Origin of the sequence: Corynebacterium sp. UMB10321 (assembly GCF_030228725.1) — a bacterium.
In the GTDB taxonomy this organism is placed as follows: domain Bacteria; phylum Actinomycetota; class Actinomycetes; order Mycobacteriales; family Mycobacteriaceae; genus Corynebacterium; species Corynebacterium pseudogenitalium.
The window spans coordinates 110,842-128,208 of record NZ_JASOZC010000005.1 but is presented as its reverse complement, the minus strand read 5'-3'; the positions used below and the strand labels follow the sequence as shown (position 1 = coordinate 128,208).

The window sequence follows — 17,367 nt, the reverse complement described above, 5'->3', positions numbered from 1 at the left end:
TTCTCCTTCTTAACGGTCAGATGTCACATCAATGTCTACGACAGCGAATTCCTCGCCCGTAATCACACTCGTGGGAGCGTTGCATTCCTGGCATCGGACGTCGAGATACTCATTGGGGTCGAGTATTCTTCGATGCCCGTTGCTGCACTCGATCTCGGCTGGAACCCAGTCGATCCGCAGCTCCGACTTTTCCATGGGGCTCCCCTTTGTGACGAACCCCCAGGCATACTCGAGTGATTCCGGCACGACTTGTCGCAGCGCACCGATTCGGAGGTGCACCGACAGCACCGTTCGTCCGCGCGCTGCGCGCTGAACTGCTGACGCTAACTGATGACTTAATGCAACTTCATGCACAGCACCTAGCCTAGGCGATTATTCAAGAAGTTTGTAGAGTATGCAGCATGGGAGCACAGAGCAGAGTCCGCGTCTTTCTCGAAGGCATTGTCCAGGGGGTGGGAATGCGTCCGCACGTCGCGCGAATCGCACAACGCTTCGGCCTTACTGGACTTGTCGGCAACAACGAGCGCGGAGTCTTTATCGAGTTTCAGGGCGAACCATCAGCACTCCACAATGCGCAGAGGACGCTTATCGACGAGCTCCCGCCTCTCGCCCACATTTTGGATAGCCAAACGTCTCCACTCCCACTCGTATACGGCGAAACGGGGTTTCGGATTGTCGAGTCAGAACATGTCGAGGGAGAAAAGACACTCATCTCCCCTGACATGACAACGTGTGAAGCCTGCCTAGCCGATATTGATGACCAAGACAACCGGCGCTACCACTACCCATTCACCACTTGCACACACTGCGGGCCACGTCTCTCCATCATTACTTCGCTCCCCTACGACCGCGCGACTACCACCATGCGTGAATTCCCTATGTGTACACAATGCGAGGAAGAATACACGAACCCAGACGACCGGCGGTTTCACGCGCAACCAATAAGCTGCCCACATTGCGGCCCTACTTTGTGGTGTACGGATGCCAACGGTGCCGTCCTCGCCGAAACGCGAACGGATGCGCTTGCATTGGACCCCGGCAAATTCGACGAGCTCGTGCTCAAGATTCAAAACGCCTGGGAATCTGGTGCGGTCGTCGCGGTCAAAGGGATTGGTGGCTTTCACCTGATGTGCGCGGCGGAAAACGAAGAGGCCGTCGAAAAGCTGAGGGAGCGCAAGCGCCGACCTGACAAGCCTCTCGCGGTGATGGTGCCAAATCTCGACGCCGCCAAATCCATTGCAACACTCAGTAAAGAAGCGGAGGATCTTTTGGCATCGCCGTCGCATCCGATCGTGTCTGTTCCGCTTCACGAAGGAGCACTCTGCGAAGGTATTGCGCCTGGTTTGAGGGAAGTAGGCCTCATGCTTCCATATTCGCCACTGCACCATCTGTTGGTTGACCGACCTGTGGTAGCTACCTCGGGCAATCTCAGCGGCGAGCCTTTATGCGTCACTAATGAAGAGGCACTTCGGAAACTTACGCACCTCGCGGACATGTTTGTGCTCCACGATCGTGAGATTTATGTGCCCGTGGAAGACTCGGTCTACGTCGATACGACGCTTGTTCGGAGGTCTCGCGGACTGGCGCCGATTCCAATGCTGCTCGACACTGAGCGAAAGCCCACTGTCCTAGCGGTAGGGGGCGAACTCAAGAACACGGCGACTCTAGCCGTTGGGCGGTACGCACACGTCTCCTCGCATGTAGGCGATATGGGGTCATGGGATGCTCAGCGGCACTTCGAAAAAATGGTAAAACAGCTCTGCTCAATACAAGGCGCACAACCCGACGTTGTTGTGTGCGACATGCACCCTGGTTACCAAACTTCGATGTGGGCGCAGCGTTACGCTGACCAGCGTGACGTCGAGCTCATTGAGGTCCAGCATCACCACGCACATGCACTGTCACTGTTGGCTGAGCATCAGCGACTATCGACGCCCGCCGTCGTCGCAGCTCTCGACGGCACCGGCTACGGAACGGACGGCACCATTTGGGGTGGCGAAATACTTCATGTAACCGACGATGGCAACGCCGAGCGGCTCTGGCACCTACCACCATTTTCCCTCGTCGGTGGCGACAAAGCGGTGCGAAATCCGTGGCGGATTGCGCGCGGTCTCGCGCATAGCTGGCAGCTCGAAGACCTCAGCGTGCCTCCTGAGGTTGATCTAGACGAGTTGCGATTAGTCGACTCTCAGCTCAGCAGCGGGTTCGGCACCACTGCAACAACTTCGATGGGACGACTCTTCGACGCGTTCGCATCGATACTCCAGGTTCAGCAATCGGTGAGCTACGAAGCGCAAGCAGCGATGGAGCTTGAGGCTCTCGCAGGCAAGTCTCGCCTTTCGTCGGCAGAAGCGCTTGACGCAATCGAAGACATTCGATCGTTCCCGCATCTTGCACAATGGGTGATCAACGCAACCCTAGATGGAACACGCCTCTTCGAAGACATTGCCCGGATTGCACACGCAGGCATAGCGACACTCGTTGCTCGCTCGCTTATTGACGCCGCCCAAGAAGAAGCTACCGAGGTCATTGGCATCACGGGGGGCTGCGCCGTCAACCGCATTTTGATGACCGACATCTTGCAAGTATTCCGGCACCAACGCCCATCATTGACGGTGTTAACGCATAAAAAAGTGCCCGCCACTGATGGCGGGCTCAGCCTCGGCCAGGCGGCCGCAGGAAGGCTCTGGTCGCGGTAGCGAACCCATGCAGCCTCAGGAACTTAACAGATTCGTGGCAACGGATCGCCAACCAGTTTGTCGACCATACGGGTACCACCAAAGCCGGTGACCAACACTACCGCTGCAGCTGGTTCCTCGACGATCTTTCCAACCACCGCCGCCCCTTCAGCGCCTGCTGCATGCAGCGCCGCGAGTGCTTGGTCGGTCTGGTCCTCCGGCACCACCGCCGTAAACGTTCCTTCGTTCGCGACGTAGAGCGGATCAATGCCCAGCATGTCGCAAGCTGCGCGCGTCATCGGCTGCACAGGGATCTTCTCGTCGTGCAGTGCAACGCCGTAGCCAGTTGATTCTGCAAGTTCGTTCATGACTGTCGCTAGACCACCACGTGTGGCGTCACGCATCCAACGAGTCTCGGGGGCATCGGCGAGCATCGCCCGCACCAAACTTGCGACCTCGCGCGAGTCGGACTCGATCGGTGCTTCGATTGCGAGGTCTCCGCGGGCCATCATGACCGCCATACCGTGGTCTGCGATCGGGCCAGAAACGATAATCCGGTCACCAGGCTTGACTTTTGCAAAACCGAGTTCCCGTCCAGCAGGTACTACGCCGATGCCTGCTGTATTGATATAAATCTTGTCCCCAGCACCCTTCGGAACTACTTTTGTGTCGCCAGTCGCAATCTGTACTCCGGCGCGTTCTGCTGCGGTGCGGAGATTCTGCGCGATCCGGCGAAGCGTCTCTACTTCAAGCCCTTCTTCCAGAATGAAACCCACCGAAATATACTTCGGCTCCGCACCACCCACGGCAAGATCGTTGACGGTACCGTTTACCGCGAGATCCGCGATGGATCCACCCGGGAACTCTATCGGGTTCACCACATAGCTGTCGGTTGTAAACGCCAGCGTCCCGCCGTTCAAATCGAGGTCCAACAGCGTCGAGTCTTCCCCCTGTGAGAGCAGATCGTTGCCGTACTCGTCGAAAAATACCTGCTCTAGCAGTGTCGCGCTCGCCTTTCCGCCCGCCCCGTGTGCGAGCGTGACATATTCATCCTTCAAGCGTCCACCACGACGACGCACTCGAGCAATGTTGTCATTGACCTTGGACTCATCTACATTGAGGCGGTTTTTAGGCTGCACAGCACTTTCCTTTTCTTATTTTCGCAACTAGCCACCGTGTGGAATTGCTACGAATAGTTCCGTGTGTGAATTCTACCGCCGGTACCGTGTTTTGGGTTTTCGGGGCTTGAAGGTTGTGGGTGACGCGCATAGTTAGCTTGCTGGGTACTTTTAGAAATGCACAAATCATGGGCAATAATGTAAAACGGAATAAGCACGAAAAAGTGTGAAAATAATGCAATCGATGGAAGGCTCTGCTTTATGTGTCTGGGAGTACCAGCGCAGGTTGTCGAAATTAAGGATCCCACCCGCGCAACAGTCAGCATCTCGGGAGTAACCCGTGCAATCTCCACTGATCTTCTTGTTGAAGAAGGACTCGAGGTCGGCGAATGGGTGCTGGTACACGTAGGATTTGCGCTGTCAAAAATTGACGAGGATGAAGCCGCGACAACCCTGCAACAGATTCAACAACTCGGCGCAAATACGTTTGAGGACGAGCTCGATTCGTTTACAACCTCAAGAATCGACTAAGCCACCGTCCCCTACGTTCCTAAGAAAGGACCCCACATGAAATTCGTCGATGAGTTTCGTGACCCAGCCGCAGCTCGCCAACTGATTGCAACCATTGAGGAACAGGCGAAGCAACTCGACCGCCCGATTAAGCTCATGGAAATCTGCGGTGGGCATACCCATACGATCTACCGCTACGGCCTGGAAAATCTTCTCCCCGACTCCATCGACCTCGTTCACGGACCTGGTTGCCCAGTCTGCGTCATTCCAATGGGCAGGGTCGATGACGCACTCTGGCTTGCAAACCAGCCTGACGTTATCTTGACCACGTTCGGCGACATGATGCGTGTTCCAGGCTCCGAGGAGTCACTGTTGCAGGCTCGTGCACGTGGTTGCGACGTTCGCTTTGTCTACTCTCCACTGGACTCTCTCAAGATCGCGGAGGAGAACCCGGATAAGCACGTTATCTTCTTCGCAATTGGCTTTGAGACGACGACGCCATCCACCGCTGTGACGCTAACCGCCGCCAAGCAACGCGATATCCCAAACTTCTCAGTCTTTTCTAACCATGTGACCATCGAGCCACCACTGCGTGCAATCGCCAACGGGGGCGTCACGGAGGTTGACGGCTTTATCGGACCCGGCCACGTAGCAACTGTGGTCGGCACAAAGGCTTTCGATTTCCTGGCTGAAGAATTTAACCGGCCAGTCTCCGTTTGCGGCTTCGAACCTTTGGATATTCTTCAGGGCGTTGCCCAGTTGCTGGAGCAGTTTACGTCGGGCGACATTGCCGCGGGCAAAGCACGCGTCCAAAACCAGTACGCCCGCGTCGTGCGCCCAGAGGGCAACCCTTCAGCGCAAGCACTCTTGGATAGGGTCTTCGATATACGGGACGAGTTCGAGTGGCGTGGCCTTGGAACCCTTCCCCATTCCGGAATGGCCATCTCTGAAGAGTTCGCCAAGTGGGATGCGGAGCGCATTTTCGATGTGCCCGGCAACCGAGTCGAAGACCCCGCGGCATGTGAGTGCGGGTCTGTCCTGACCGGCCACATCAAGCCGTGGCAGTGCAAGGTCTTCGGTACCGCCTGTACGCCGGACACCCCGATTGGTACCTGCATGGTTTCCCCAGAAGGAGCCTGTGCCGCATATTACAACTTCGGAAGAATAGATAAAATCACCACTTCTTCCCTCTCTTAGATTAGTAAACCCCCAGGTCAGAACTGCCTGGGGGTAAAATCTTTCGATTTGTTAGCGCAAAACTGTCCGAGTGGGTATTATTCACTCATGCGCAAACGTATCACGGCCGCGGTCACCGCGGCTTCTCTCATTGCAACGGCTTCGGTGGTTAGCCCTTCCGCACTTGCGGAAATCCCAGCCCCCGAAGCACCTGCTACAAGTTCGATAGACTCTGATAAAGACGCCGGTGAAGCTTCTAGCGCGTCCGAGGGCGAAAAGAAGAGCTCCCTGGATCAAGACCCAGAGAAAGACCCTCTCTACATTCCGCCCGAAAAGAACCCCGTGCAGAAAATCTCCAGTTCTGAACTGTTCCTCAAATGGACTGATGACATGCCAGAGGGCGAGGGCAAGGACTTTGTTCAGGGATGGGCGAAGGGGTCGTCGATACCAAGCACCGCAAACCCGCTCGAATGGACTAAAGCTGAGGTACAGGGATCTTCGAATATGGTCCGTGGATTGTTCACTGGTAATTTTGCTCAAAGTTCTCAGGGCTCAAGCCAAGCGACAGCACCAGTGCTTCTCGCAATGTTGAGTGTGTTTCTGGTTGGACAAACGGTAGAGCTCATCATGCGTGGGCTGCGATCGCTTCCAACCCCACGCTAGAAACAATCCCAAACAAGGTCGAAAACAATGAACCAATACAAACGCTTTGGCAAGGCGACGAGGGTCCTCAGCGCGTTCACGTTGATGATGGGCGTTGGTCTTCTCAGTGGCTGCGTAACCAACGTGGAAGGTGGCAACCCAGATGGCTGGGAGCCTATTGAGCCTGCTACCGTTCCTGAGATTGCGGCGATGGTCCCCGAGAATGTCTCGAGAGACGGCAAATTCTCAATTGGCGCCAACCCACCATTCGCCCCCTTCGAGTTCAAAGACTCACAAGGTAATTTGATCGGGCTGGAGCTTGACCTCGGGCGCGCGCTTGCCTCAATCATGGGTCTCGAATTCGATCCACAGGAGATGGATTTTTCTATGATCCTACCTGCGGTTCAGGCCGGCAGCCTTGACGCTGGCATGTCTGGATTTACTGATAACGAAGAGCGCCGCAAAAGCTTTGAGTTCGTTAATTTCCTCTTCGCAGGAATCCAGTGGGCTCAACTCACCGGTACGCACGTGAACCCTGAGGATGCTTGTGGTCTCACAGTCGCGGTTCAGCGCACAACCGTTTCCGAGACCGATGACGTGCGTCCGAAGAATGATGCTTGTATTGAAGCAGGAAAACCACCCATCACCATCCTGTCGTTCGACACCTCTGACAACGCGGCGCTCGCGGCACTGGTTGGCCGTGCAGATGCCTTTAGTGCTGACTCCCCTGTCACGTCTTGGGCGGTTGAACGGTCCGACGGGAAGCTCGAGCTCGTGGGTGACATGTTCGACGCAGCACCATACGGAATCGCGGTGCCAAAAGACTCAGGTCTGAGCACTGCGCTTGCCCACGCAATGCAGCATCTCATCGACACTGGCGATTACGAACGCATTTTGGCGCAGTGGAACGTACGAACTGGCCTGCTCGATACCGCGCTTATTAACGAACAGCCCCTTACAGAATGGAAGTAACAGACCATGACTACACCATCTACTAGCCAAAGTCGGCCTGCCAGAATTGAAGCGAAACCGTTACGGCACCCAGGACGGTGGGCGCTCGCGGTCCTGCTCGGCGCCCTCGTTGTCTGGTTTATTATTGGCGCAGCCAAGAATGAAGCGTACGGGTGGGACACATACGCGCAGTACCTCTTCGATACTCGAATCGCGGTAGCTGCTCTACACACCATTGCGATTACGGTCCTCGCGATGCTTATTGGCGTGGTCGGCGGTGTGCTCCTTGCCGTGATGCGTATGAGTCCCAACCCGGTGTTTCGCACCGTAAGCTGGGTTTTCCTCTGGATTTTCCGCGGTACCCCCGTGTACGTTCAGTTGATGTTCTGGGGCCTGATCGGTGCGATCTACGACTCCATCAATCTCGGGTTTACGCAAATCTCCCTCGATCCGTTCACCTCTTCCGCATTTGCTCTCGCCGTCGTTGGTCTGGGCCTCAATGAGGCCGCCTACATGGCGGAAATTGTCCGCTCGGGTGTCTCCGCTGTTCCAGAAGGACAGATTGAAGCGTCGAAGTCGCTGGGCATGAGCTGGTCCCAGACCATGACTAGGACAGTTCTTCCCCAAGCGATGCGCATTATCATTCCGCCGACAGGAAATGAATTTATCTCCTTGCTGAAGACGTCTTCGTTGGTTGTTGCGGTTCCTTACTCCCTGGAGCTGTACGGCCGCTCGATGGATATCGCTGCAGCGCTGTTCCAGCCGGTTCCGTTGCTGCTTGTGGCAGCAACGTGGTACTTGGTAATCACCTCCATGCTGATGGTCGCGCAGCACTACCTGGAGCGCTACTTCGACCGGGGCGCAACCCGCCAGCTAACTGCCCGGCAGCTCGCTAGCTTGGCCGACGCCGAAGGCACAATTCCAAACAACGTCGAGATCATTGAAGCTCCAGAAAGGAACCAACGGTAACCATGGCTTCTCCTACATCTTCTTCCCCCGCCCAAACGCCAATGATCCAAGCGGTTGACGTATGGAAGTCCTTCGGCAGCTTGGAAGTACTCAAGGGCATCAACCTCGAAGTAGCTCCGGGTTCTGTTACCTGTTTGATCGGTCCTTCCGGCTCCGGCAAGTCCACATTCCTTCGCTGCGTTAACCATCTTGAGAAGGTCACTGCTGGTCGCCTGTACGTTGATGGTGATCTGATCGGGTACCGCGAAAAGAACGGCACGCTCTATGAGATGAGCGAGAAGGATGCCGCAGTCCAGCGCCGGGACATCGGGATGGTCTTTCAGAGCTTTAACTTGTTCGGGCACCGCACCGTGCTCGACAACATCATTGAAGCTCCGGTCCATGTCAAGGGCGAGTCGCCGGAGAAGGCAAAGGTCCGTGCGATGGAGCTTCTGCGCATGGTCGGTCTCGAATCGAAGGCGGACGCCTACCCGATCCAGCTTTCAGGTGGTCAGCAGCAGCGAGTCGCTATCGCTCGTTCGGTCGCGATGGATCCAAAGCTCATGCTTTTCGACGAGCCCACGTCCGCACTTGACCCGGAGCTTGTTGGTGAAGTGTTGCGGGTGATGAAGCAACTTGCGCAAGACGGTATGACGATGTTGGTGGTCACGCACGAGATGGCATTCGCGCGCGAGGTCGCAGATCACGTTGCATTCATGTCCGACGGTCAGATCGTCGAGTACGGCACCCCTGAACAGGTGCTCGACAACCCTCAAAAGGAACGCACGAAAGCCTTCCTTTCGACGATATTCTAGCTTGAGCGCCCAATCGGAGCCCGGTAGATCTTCTTGGCTGATCTTCCGGGCTTTTACTTTACTTCGCGCAGGCGTTCGTTCATCGCCTGCATAACCGCGGGAGGTACCAGTCCCCCGATATCGCCTCCGAAGCGGGCGACTTCCTTGCATAGCGAGGACGAAATGTAGCCGTACTTCTCGTCAGTGAGCAAGAAGAACGTCTCAACACCGGTGAGGCGGCGGTTCATCTGCGCCATTGGCAGCTCATACTCATAGTCAAGTGACGATCGCAAGCCTTTCACCAGGGCAGTAATGCCGTGTGCGCTGGTGTAGTCGACCAACAACCCACCCCAGCTGTCTACTTTCACCTCCGGCATGTCGGCGACGGCGGACTGGATCAAGGCGACTCGTTCCGCCACTGTAAACATTCCAGTTTTCTTGGTTGGGTTCCCAGTTACCAGAACGACTACTTCGTCGAAGTGGCGTCGAGCACGGTCTACGATATCCAGGTGCCCGTTCGTGAAGGGGTCGAACGACCCGGGGCACACCGCAACGTTACGGGCCGAAGCTAACGATTGGGCCATAACTCACTCCTCCTGAGCGTCTGAGGGGGCTGTATACACTGCCATATCGAACCGTGCGATCCCGTACAAGCGCTTCTTGAGTTTCTGTCCCGTAGGGGTAAACGCGGGCGGCCATGCGGTCTCGGGGCTTTCGCGGTGACGTTCGATGACGACCACGGCGCCGTCGACGAGTAGCTCCTGCAACGCAGTGACCATTTCGGCCACGGCTTCATCGGCAAGGTCATAGGGTGGATCGGCGAGCACCATTGAAAAGTGCTGCTTGGGAGCACGCGCCACATACGTGGAGACTTTCACGGGCTCGACACGGGTGTTCGAGTGCCCGACAACGCCCGCATTGTGCTCAATCACCGCGACCGCTTTCGGGTCGTCTTCCACAAGCACCACTTCCTCAGCGCCACGCGAGGCTGCCTCCAGCCCTAGTGCGCCGGATCCGGCAAAGAGGTCAAGGACGTGCTGCCCAGGGAACCCAAAGCGGACCTGCAGAGAGGAAAAGAGGCCCTCTCGCGCGCGGTCCGACGTTGGCCGTGTCCCCTCCGGCGGAACTTTAATCTTGCGCCCACGGGCTTCACCAGAAATGATGCGATTCATGGTACTCACTCTAGCTTTAGCTCTTTTCTAGGTACACAAAGTCCTCATCTTGGAGGTGTGCACTGAGCGCCCGTGCCTTCTCAAGGTCTTCTTCGACAAAGCGGGCCGCATCGCGGTACGCACTGGTAACGATCTCGTAGTCCTCAATCAAGTCGATCAATTTAAACGTGCGACGGATACCTGACTGCTCTGTTCCGAGCACGTCACCCTCACGGCGGTGGCGCAAGTCTAGATCGGCAAGAGCAAAGCCATCGCTCGTCTGAGCAACCTCCCAGACCCGCTGAAAGGCATCACTGCCTTCTTCTGCCTGTGTATGGAAAAGACACAGAGATTGATTGCCGCCTCGCCCGACTCGGCCTCGCAGCTGGTGCAGCTGTGAAACGCCAAAGCTTTCTGATTCCCGTACCATCATGACAGTCGCGTTCGGCACGTCTACGCCAACTTCGATGACGGTCGTAGCTACCAAGATGTCAATGCCACCCGCTGCAAAATCGGACATCACAGCGTCTTTTTCCTCAGCACGCATCTTGCCGTGCAGTACGGCTACTTGCAGGCTTGGGAACTCGGTAGCGCGCAACCACTCGGCAGTCTCAAGGACACCACCCTCGCCGTCAATACGCGGGCACACAATGTAGACCTGGTGGCCAGCCGCGACATCTTCTCGCATCTTCTCCCACGCACGTGCAATCCACGTCGGCTTGAACTCCGGAACAACTGAGGACTGAATAGGCTTCCTTCCGCCTGGCAGCTCGTTGAGCACCGAGACCTCGAGATCACCAAAGACGGTCATTGCGATTGTGCGCGGGATCGGCGTCGCTGTCATGACGAGTAAGTGCGGAGTCTGCGCCCTTGACTTTGCGCGAAGTCGGTCGCGCTGCTCCACGCCAAAACGATGCTGCTCGTCGACAATGACGAAGCCAAGGTTAAAGAACTCCACGCTGTCTTGAATCAGCGCGTGGGTGCCCACGACTATGTCCGCCTCACCCGAGACAATCTTGAGGAGGGCATCTTGCTTCAGTGCCGTCGGCATGGAGCCTGTGAGTGGCACCACAGTCGTGTGCAGCCCGGCGCGCATGAGTGTCTCTGTAAGCGATCGTGCGTGTTGCTGCGCGAGCACCTCGGTAGGTGCGATCAGGGCTGCTTGAGCGCCGTTATCAACCGCTTGGAGCATGCCGATCAGTGCGACGATAGTTTTGCCGGAGCCGACCTCTCCTTGGAGGAGGCGGCTCATTGGGTGGGCGTGAGTCAGGTCGGTGGAGATTTCCTGGATGACGCGTTGTTGCCCGCCAGTGAGTGGGAATGGGAGTTGTGTAATGAGTCGGGATTGTTCGCCGTTTGGTTGTTTGGGAAGGGCTGGAGCGTTGTGGTTGTTTGCGTCGGTGCGTCGCACGCTCATGGCGAGTGCGACGGTCATGGCTTCGTCGTATTTGAGGCGTCGGCGGGCGGGTTCGGGTCCTTCGGTGTCAGGTTGGTGAATGGTGCGGATGGCGCTGTCGCGGGCGATGTATCCGTCAGGGCTTGCGCCGAGGGGTTCGGGGACTGTGGGGAGGCTTTGCAGGATGGTGTGGACGGCTCCCATGATGGTCCAGGTGCTGACCTGTTTTGTTGCCGGGTAGATTGGGAGCCATTCGCGTCCGGAGAGGATTGCTTCGAGGTCTCCGAAGTGTTGGAGTTGTCGTAGTGCTCCGGTGGCTTGGGTGGGGCCGTCGAGTAGTACGAAGTCTGGGTGTTGGAACTGGATTTCGTTGCGGTACGTGCTGATTTTGCCGGTCATCATGACGCGGGTGTGTTCTTTGAGCACACGCATGGCGTAGTTGGAGCCGAAGAATGTTGCGGTGAAGGTGTTGGTGCCGTCGTAGACGTGGGTTCGGTAGATGGGTCGGTTGGGGTGTTTTCTGTTGGGGATGCGTTGGGTAGCGGTGATTTCGCCGACGATGCTGAGTGTATCGCCTTCATTGATGGTGGCAAGGTCGGTCGCGGTGCCGTAGTGGAGGTATCGGCGTGGGTAGTGCTCGAGGAGCTCGCCGCAGGTGCTGTATCCAAGGTGTTTGGTGATTGCCTTGGCTTGTTTCAGGGGGATGACGAGGTTGAGCGGCCTGGGGTCGATGTTTCCTAGCACTTCCTATTCGACTCCGATCTCGGCGACGGCACCGAGCCCGTCTGCGGGGAAAACGATGACGTCGACGTCGAGTTTGTCGTCGAGTGCCGCGAGGTCTTCGGCGCGCAGTGATGCGGTATCGAAGAGTACGGTGACTTGTTCCCCACCGGGCTCGAGGAGGCGCTTGCAGGTCTTTTCGACGGCGGCTATCGCGTCGTCAGCGATCAGGAGTGTTTCGCCGTGTGCCATGGCGATGATGTCGCCCTTCGAGACTGCCCCTCCTTGCACGAGCCCGGCTTTAGGGGCGCGCTGGAGGACAGCGGTTCGCATTTCTCCGGCGGCCTCCGACATGGTGAAAGCTGCCGTCGCGAGTGGTTGGGCTGGGTCATGAACGGCGAGCGCCGCGATACCGGAAACAAGCCGCACGGTAGGAAGCAGGGTGATGCTTTGTTCGAAGGCGTGGGTTGCTTTCTCCACTGCGGCGAGGCTTCGCTGATCAAGCAGTCCGTTCGGCAGCAAAATAACTTCGCGAGCTTCGGTTTTGTGGACGGCGGCGAGGATGTCCGCGACAATATTCTCGCCCGGCGCGACTGTTACCGCACCTGCCTGCGCGTAGAGATCAGTAAGTGATCCGGGAGGCGTCACTGCGACAACCAGTCTTGTGGGAGTTTGCGTGACAGGTTCATCCGGGAGCACTTCGAGTTGCAGTTGTGTCACGGTACCGCGGGCGAACGCGCGCTCAATCACTGCGCCAGCCTCGGTGGAGTGAATGTGCACTTTGCCACTGCGCTCGTTATTGCGAGCGATCACAAGGCAGTCGCCCATGGTGCTCAGTTCGCCCTCAAGGACATCCATGTCGCCTTCGAAGAAGAACATGACTTCCAGGTTTGCCTTGCCACTTGCGTGTGAGATCACGTGAGACGTTCCGTGTGTGGCAGGCTGCGCTACCTCGTAGGGTTGGCCGTCGAGTTCGTATACAAGTGATTCCAGGAGGATAACGAGGCCGGTGCCTCCTGCGTCGACGACGCCCGCTTCCCGTAGCGCTTCCAGCTGTGACGGGGTACGTGCGAGTGCAGTTTGCGCAGCGTCGGCGGCAGCCTGTGCGATGCTCAACGCGGGTGCTTCTCCCCCTGTTTCCTGCAGCGCTTGCGTTGCCGCAGTCGACGCTGCCCGCAGCACCGTGATCACGGTGCCCTCTACCGGCTCGGCAATTGCGCGGTCAACAAACTGCACTGCTTGGGCAAGCGCGTTCGCGATGAACTGCCCGCTTCGAGTATCTTCATCGGCGGTTTGCGCGACGCCTCTGATGACCTGGGACAGCACAACACCCGAGTTGCCACGCGCGCCGCGAATGGCGCCAACAGCAAGCGCTTCGGCTACTTCCTGCATCGACTGAGCATCAGACCTTTTCGACGCCTCTTCGACAGCCGCCGCCATCGTCTGCGCCATGTTGGAACCAGTGTCCGCGTCCGGGACGGGAAACACATTGAGCTGGTTGATCTCGTGTCGGCGACGTTCGAGTTCTGCCGCTGCCCGACGAGCCCAGGACAGGAGCCGTGGTCCATCGAGTGCAGTTGCTGTTTCCATGGTCAGACAGTCTACAGTGCCCAGTCGACAGGTGAGGCACCCTGTGCAATGAGCGCCTGATTTGCCCGACTGAATGGCCGCGACCCGAAAAATCCCCGGCGCGCCGACAGCGGCGACGGATGTGGGGACTCAATCGTTGGCGTACTCCCGAGGAACTGTTTCGCCGTTTGTGCGTCTCTGCCCCACAGGATCGCAACCAACGGAGTATTACGCTGAGCGAGCTTTGCGATTGCGTGTGCGGTCACTGCTTCCCAGCCCTTCCCGCGGTGTGACGCCGGCGCGCCGGGCCGGACTGTGAGTACTCTGTTGAGCAGCATGACTCCGTTTCGCTGCCAGGAGGTCAAGTCCCCGTCGGCTCGTGGGGGGATACCGAGGTCATCGTTGAGCTCCTGGTAGATGTTTACCAACGATCGGGGCGGTTTCACGCCTGGCTGCGTCGAGAATGAGAGACCCATGGGGTGGCCGGGCGTCGGGTACGGATCTTGGCCCAAGATGAGCACACGGACATCTTCAAATGGGGTCGAAAACGCACGGAGAATGTCTTTTCCGGCAGGCAGGTACGCGGGTTCACCGCGGAGAAAGTCTCCCATCGCGTGGATGGCAGGTTCTACTTCCGCCAGCGGTTCCTGCCAGGAAGGGTGGACGGGTAAGTTCATGAAAAAGGCTCCCATTCATGGCGCGCGGTGTGTGCGACGCCGTCGATTTCCACGCCGACTTTGCGTGTGACCGTACCGATCGAACGATACCCCACGGGTGCGTCCCCATCGATCGTGCCCAGCAATGTGTGGTCTTCTCCCCCGTTGAGTACCCAGTCCCATGGGTCGACGCCTAGGAACTCACCGGCTTCTCGCAGCTGATCACTTGGGGCTACAGCGGCGCGCGAGATGTTAATCCCCACGTTCGAGGCCCGGGCTATCACGCCCAGATCGTGCAGTAGCCCGTCGGAGTTGTCTGTCATGGCTGTAGCCCCTGCTGCTCGTGCAACAACCCCGCGCCCAGGAGTCAGTTGCGGGCAACGGTGCGCATGTACGATATCCGCAAGCCGTTCCGGGATTTCCCGTCCGGACTCCAGTAGTGCAAAGCCTGCAGCAGAATAGCCGATTTTCCCGTGCGCTATCACTCGCTGCCCCGGACGCGCTTGGCTCAAGCGCAGTGGCGGCAAACTGCCTCCTAACGAACCAATCGCGGTAATCGCGATCGTCAGTTGGTTCCCACTCGTGATGTCCCCGCCGACGAGTTCGCTCGAGTATCGCTCCAATTCGAGATGGATCCCTCGTGCAAGCTCACTCACGACGGCGAGCGGGGTGTCCGGAGGCGCCGAGAGCGCGAGTAGCGCGGCAACGGGGCGAGCACCCATCGCCTCGATGTCGGCGAAGTTTTGCACGATGGCTTTGCGCCCCAACAAAGCAGGGGTGGTCGTCGAAAAGCGAAAGTGCTGTCCCTCCACAAGCATGTCCGTTGTTACGACTGCGCGGCTATTCGGCGTGTGCGATTCGAGCACTGCTGCGTCATCACCGTTGAGCGGCGATGGCGATGCACCAACGATGGCGTCAATCGTTGCTTGTTCTCCCACCTCCCGGAGCGTCGGGCCGTGCGTGGGAAAGCCGACGTTACTCACCAAAGTGCGCCTTTCAGTAGACTTGTACGCCATGAAAGATTCCACTGGCGCGTTGCATGATTCACAGATTAACCGTACAGCGGTCTACATCAGTTTGGGCCTCGCAGTGGCGCTTGTTCTGGGCGTCATTGTGGGTGCTCGGTATTTTTTCCAGCAGGTGGCACTGCAGCCTGTGGCGATGACTGAGCTGCCTTCCCCCGAGGCTGATTCACCCGAGTGCGCTGCGCTCGTGGACAGCCTTCCTGAAAAGGTGCTTGGGCACAAGCGTGCGGAGCTCGCCGCCCCGGCTCCGGCAGGTGCTGCCGCGTGGCAGTCCTCTTCAACTCGACGCGTCACGCTGCGCTGCGGCGTGGAAATGCCCCTGCAGTACACCGAGTACACCCCGGTGTCCTCCCACAATGGTGCAGAGTGGATCAGAATTGACGACGCCACCCCAGGCTCAAGCATGGTCACGTGGTTTAGCGCGGACCGTTGGCCGGTAGTCGCCGTGACTACCGACGCGGAGGGACTCGGCAGGGCAGATACGCCAGTGGACGAGATTAACGTGAGTGCGCTGCCGCAGCGCGATCTTCCCCGCAACCCGGCGCCGCTCTCTGAGCTGCAGCCAGCGACGCATTCAACGGACGGGAGTGGAGCAAACGCATGCGGCGGATTGCTTGCTGCGCTTCCTGAATCGCTCGTCGAAGGCTATAAACGGCTTCCTGAGAACAAAGTGGCTTCGCCGCAAACTGCAGTCTGGACGCAGCTCGGCCACGAACCGATTGTGCTGCGTTGTGGTGTGAACGACCCGGAGCACTACGAGGCCGGAGCGACCTTGCAACAGATCAACGGGATCCCTTGGTTTGAGGACACCATCACTGCAACTGGTACCACCTCGTCGACGTGGTACGCGCTCGGGCGAGAGGTCAACGTTGCGGCCTTTGTGCCCTCAGGTGAGGGCAATGAGGTCATCACCACGCTGACCGAGCTCGTCGAGAAGCACGTCCCCGAACGCAAGTCTTAGTCCGTTGCGCCGTCGGCTGCCCGCAGCGCAGTGCGGACCAGAGTGTCGAGCAGTTTCGGGTAGTCGATGCCGCTTGCGTTCCACACCTGTGGGTACATCGAAATTGCGGTGAACCCCGGCATGGTGTTGATCTCGTTGAGCACAGGACCCTTGTCGGTGACGAAGAAGTCCACGCGTGCCAATCCCTTACAGTTCAGTGCATTGAATGCACGGACTGCTTGGTCCTGCAGGGTAGCTATCAAAGAGGCGTCGTAAGGCGCGGGGATTGTTGCTGTAACTCCCTCTTCCATGTACTTCGTTTCGAAGCCGTAGAAGCCTTCTGCGGAGGCATCAGTTCCATTGAGTTTGGCCGGCACGGAAGCCTCGATGCGGCCATCGGGAAACTCCAGAACTCCAACCTCGACTTCGTCGCCGACCTGCTCCGATTCGACGATCACTTTCGAGTCGCACTCGTACGCTTGATGCAGTGCGGCATCGAAGTCTTCCCACGTGGTCACCTTGGACACACCAATCGACGATCCACCGTTAGCGGGCTTGACGAACACTGGAAGGCCTAGGCGCTGCTTATCCTCATCGAGCAGCAGTTCACCTCCGCGGAGAATCACTTCCGGAGTCACTGTAATTCCGGCAAGTGCCACGAGCTTCTTCGTGTACTCCTTGTCCATGCCACTCGCGGACGCCAAGACGCCTGGCCCCACGTACGGGATTCCCGAAAGCTCGAACATGCCTTGGATTGTGCCGTCTTCACCAAACTGCCCGTGCAGGACCGGGAAAACAACGTCGACCTGCGCGACGGTCTCGCCGGTGGCGACATCAGTAAACTCACCGCGGCGCGAAGGGTTAATGCTCAACGCGATCTCTGCACCACCACGAACTTCGGGAAGCGCCTCTCCGCCAACTGGGTCGATTTCCCCGCGCACCCAAGTACCATCCCAGCGAATACCTACTGGAAACACCTCGTACACCTCGGGGTCGAGGTGGGCCATGATGGAGCCGGCAGAAATACAAGAAATTGAATGCTCGGTGGAACGACCACCGTAGACTACTGCAATACGAATCACAGCTGACACAT

General features: G+C 57.9%; 17 protein-coding genes. 8 read left to right on the top strand and 9 right to left on the bottom strand.

Going from position 1 to position 17,367, the window contains the following annotated elements; all coding sequences use genetic code 11:
• Positions 1-9: 9 nt before the first annotated feature.
• A complete protein-coding gene (locus tag QP752_RS06690) occupies positions 10-354 on the bottom strand; it encodes a hydrogenase maturation nickel metallochaperone HypA (RefSeq protein ID WP_070362543.1) in 345 nt (114 codons plus the stop codon).
• 47 nt (positions 355-401) lie between these two features.
• Between QP752_RS06690 and hypF the strand changes: the two genes are divergently transcribed.
• Positions 402-2,699 carry a carbamoyltransferase HypF gene (gene hypF / locus QP752_RS06685; protein ID WP_284804991.1) on the top strand — a complete coding sequence of 766 codons (2,298 nt, stop codon included), beginning with the start codon at positions 402-404 and terminating at the stop codon, positions 2,697-2,699.
• A gap of 23 nt (positions 2,700-2,722) precedes the next feature.
• Here hypF and hypE read toward each other — a convergent pair whose 3' ends face one another.
• Positions 2,723-3,817, bottom strand: coding sequence for a hydrogenase expression/formation protein HypE (hypE, locus tag QP752_RS06680; protein WP_070479136.1), 1,095 nt, complete (start codon positions 3,815-3,817; stop codon positions 2,723-2,725).
• Between the two features lie 240 nt (positions 3,818-4,057).
• On the opposite strand from hypE, the gene QP752_RS06675 reads away from it, so the two are divergent.
• From QP752_RS06675 to QP752_RS06650, 6 genes are all read left to right on the top strand, one after another.
• Positions 4,058-4,327, top strand: coding sequence for a HypC/HybG/HupF family hydrogenase formation chaperone (locus tag QP752_RS06675; protein WP_070362546.1), 270 nt, complete (start codon positions 4,058-4,060; stop codon positions 4,325-4,327).
• A 36-nt stretch (positions 4,328-4,363) separates the two neighbouring features.
• Positions 4,364-5,503 (top strand): hydrogenase formation protein HypD, encoded by a 1,140-nt coding sequence (hypD, locus tag QP752_RS06670; RefSeq protein WP_070362547.1) that lies wholly within the window; start codon positions 4,364-4,366, stop codon positions 5,501-5,503.
• A gap of 87 nt (positions 5,504-5,590) precedes the next feature.
• Positions 5,591-6,145: a hypothetical protein gene (locus QP752_RS06665; RefSeq protein WP_284804990.1), complete on the top strand. Its 555-nt coding sequence runs from the start codon at positions 5,591-5,593 to the stop codon at positions 6,143-6,145.
• An 84-nt stretch (positions 6,146-6,229) separates the two neighbouring features.
• On the top strand, positions 6,230-7,096 hold the full coding sequence (locus tag QP752_RS06660; protein ID WP_284805035.1) for an ABC transporter substrate-binding protein: 867 nt from the start codon (positions 6,230-6,232) through the stop codon (positions 7,094-7,096).
• Between the two features lie 6 nt (positions 7,097-7,102).
• Positions 7,103-8,044 carry an amino acid ABC transporter permease gene (locus QP752_RS06655; RefSeq protein WP_284804988.1) on the top strand — a complete coding sequence of 314 codons (942 nt, stop codon included), beginning with the start codon at positions 7,103-7,105 and terminating at the stop codon, positions 8,042-8,044.
• A gap of 41 nt (positions 8,045-8,085) precedes the next feature.
• Positions 8,086-8,838 (top strand): amino acid ABC transporter ATP-binding protein, encoded by a 753-nt coding sequence (locus tag QP752_RS06650; protein ID WP_141742258.1) that lies wholly within the window; start codon positions 8,086-8,088, stop codon positions 8,836-8,838.
• A gap of 53 nt (positions 8,839-8,891) precedes the next feature.
• Here QP752_RS06650 and coaD read toward each other — a convergent pair whose 3' ends face one another.
• Genes coaD through QP752_RS06620 form a run of 6 tightly spaced genes read right to left on the bottom strand, consistent with a single transcriptional unit; the run spans position 8,892 to position 15,292 of the window.
• The gene (gene coaD / locus QP752_RS06645; protein ID WP_284804987.1) at positions 8,892-9,401 is read right to left on the bottom strand and encodes a pantetheine-phosphate adenylyltransferase; all 510 of its coding nucleotides are present in this window, start codon (positions 9,399-9,401) and stop codon (positions 8,892-8,894) included.
• Between the two features lie 3 nt (positions 9,402-9,404).
• Entirely contained in the window at positions 9,405-9,989 is a 585-nt protein-coding gene (locus QP752_RS06640; protein WP_252931530.1) for an RsmD family RNA methyltransferase, read from the bottom strand.
• A gap of 16 nt (positions 9,990-10,005) precedes the next feature.
• A complete protein-coding gene (locus tag QP752_RS06635; RefSeq protein ID WP_284804984.1) occupies positions 10,006-12,108 on the bottom strand; it encodes an ATP-dependent DNA helicase RecG in 2,103 nt (700 codons plus the stop codon).
• 3 nt (positions 12,109-12,111) lie between these two features.
• Positions 12,112-13,674, bottom strand: a complete 1,563-nt coding sequence (locus QP752_RS06630; protein ID WP_284804981.1) for a DAK2 domain-containing protein — start codon at positions 13,672-13,674, stop codon at positions 12,112-12,114.
• A gap of 11 nt (positions 13,675-13,685) precedes the next feature.
• Entirely contained in the window at positions 13,686-14,330 is a 645-nt protein-coding gene (locus QP752_RS06625) for a uracil-DNA glycosylase (RefSeq protein WP_070362555.1), read from the bottom strand.
• Positions 14,327-15,292 carry a thiamine-phosphate kinase gene (locus tag QP752_RS06620; protein WP_252931524.1) on the bottom strand — a complete coding sequence of 322 codons (966 nt, stop codon included), beginning with the start codon at positions 15,290-15,292 and terminating at the stop codon, positions 14,327-14,329. Before QP752_RS06620 ends, QP752_RS06625 begins: the two co-directional genes overlap by 4 nt.
• Before the next feature lie 31 nt (positions 15,293-15,323).
• Here QP752_RS06620 and QP752_RS06615 point away from each other — a divergent pair, with 31 nt between their 5' ends.
• A complete protein-coding gene (locus QP752_RS06615; RefSeq protein WP_252931523.1) occupies positions 15,324-16,295 on the top strand; it encodes a DUF3515 domain-containing protein in 972 nt (323 codons plus the stop codon).
• Here the strand turns inward: QP752_RS06615 and QP752_RS06610 are convergent.
• Entirely contained in the window at positions 16,292-17,365 is a 1,074-nt protein-coding gene (locus QP752_RS06610; RefSeq protein ID WP_284804979.1) for a D-alanine--D-alanine ligase family protein, read from the bottom strand. The genes QP752_RS06615 and QP752_RS06610 overlap by 4 nt on opposite strands.
• Positions 17,366-17,367: the final 2 nt, after the last annotated feature.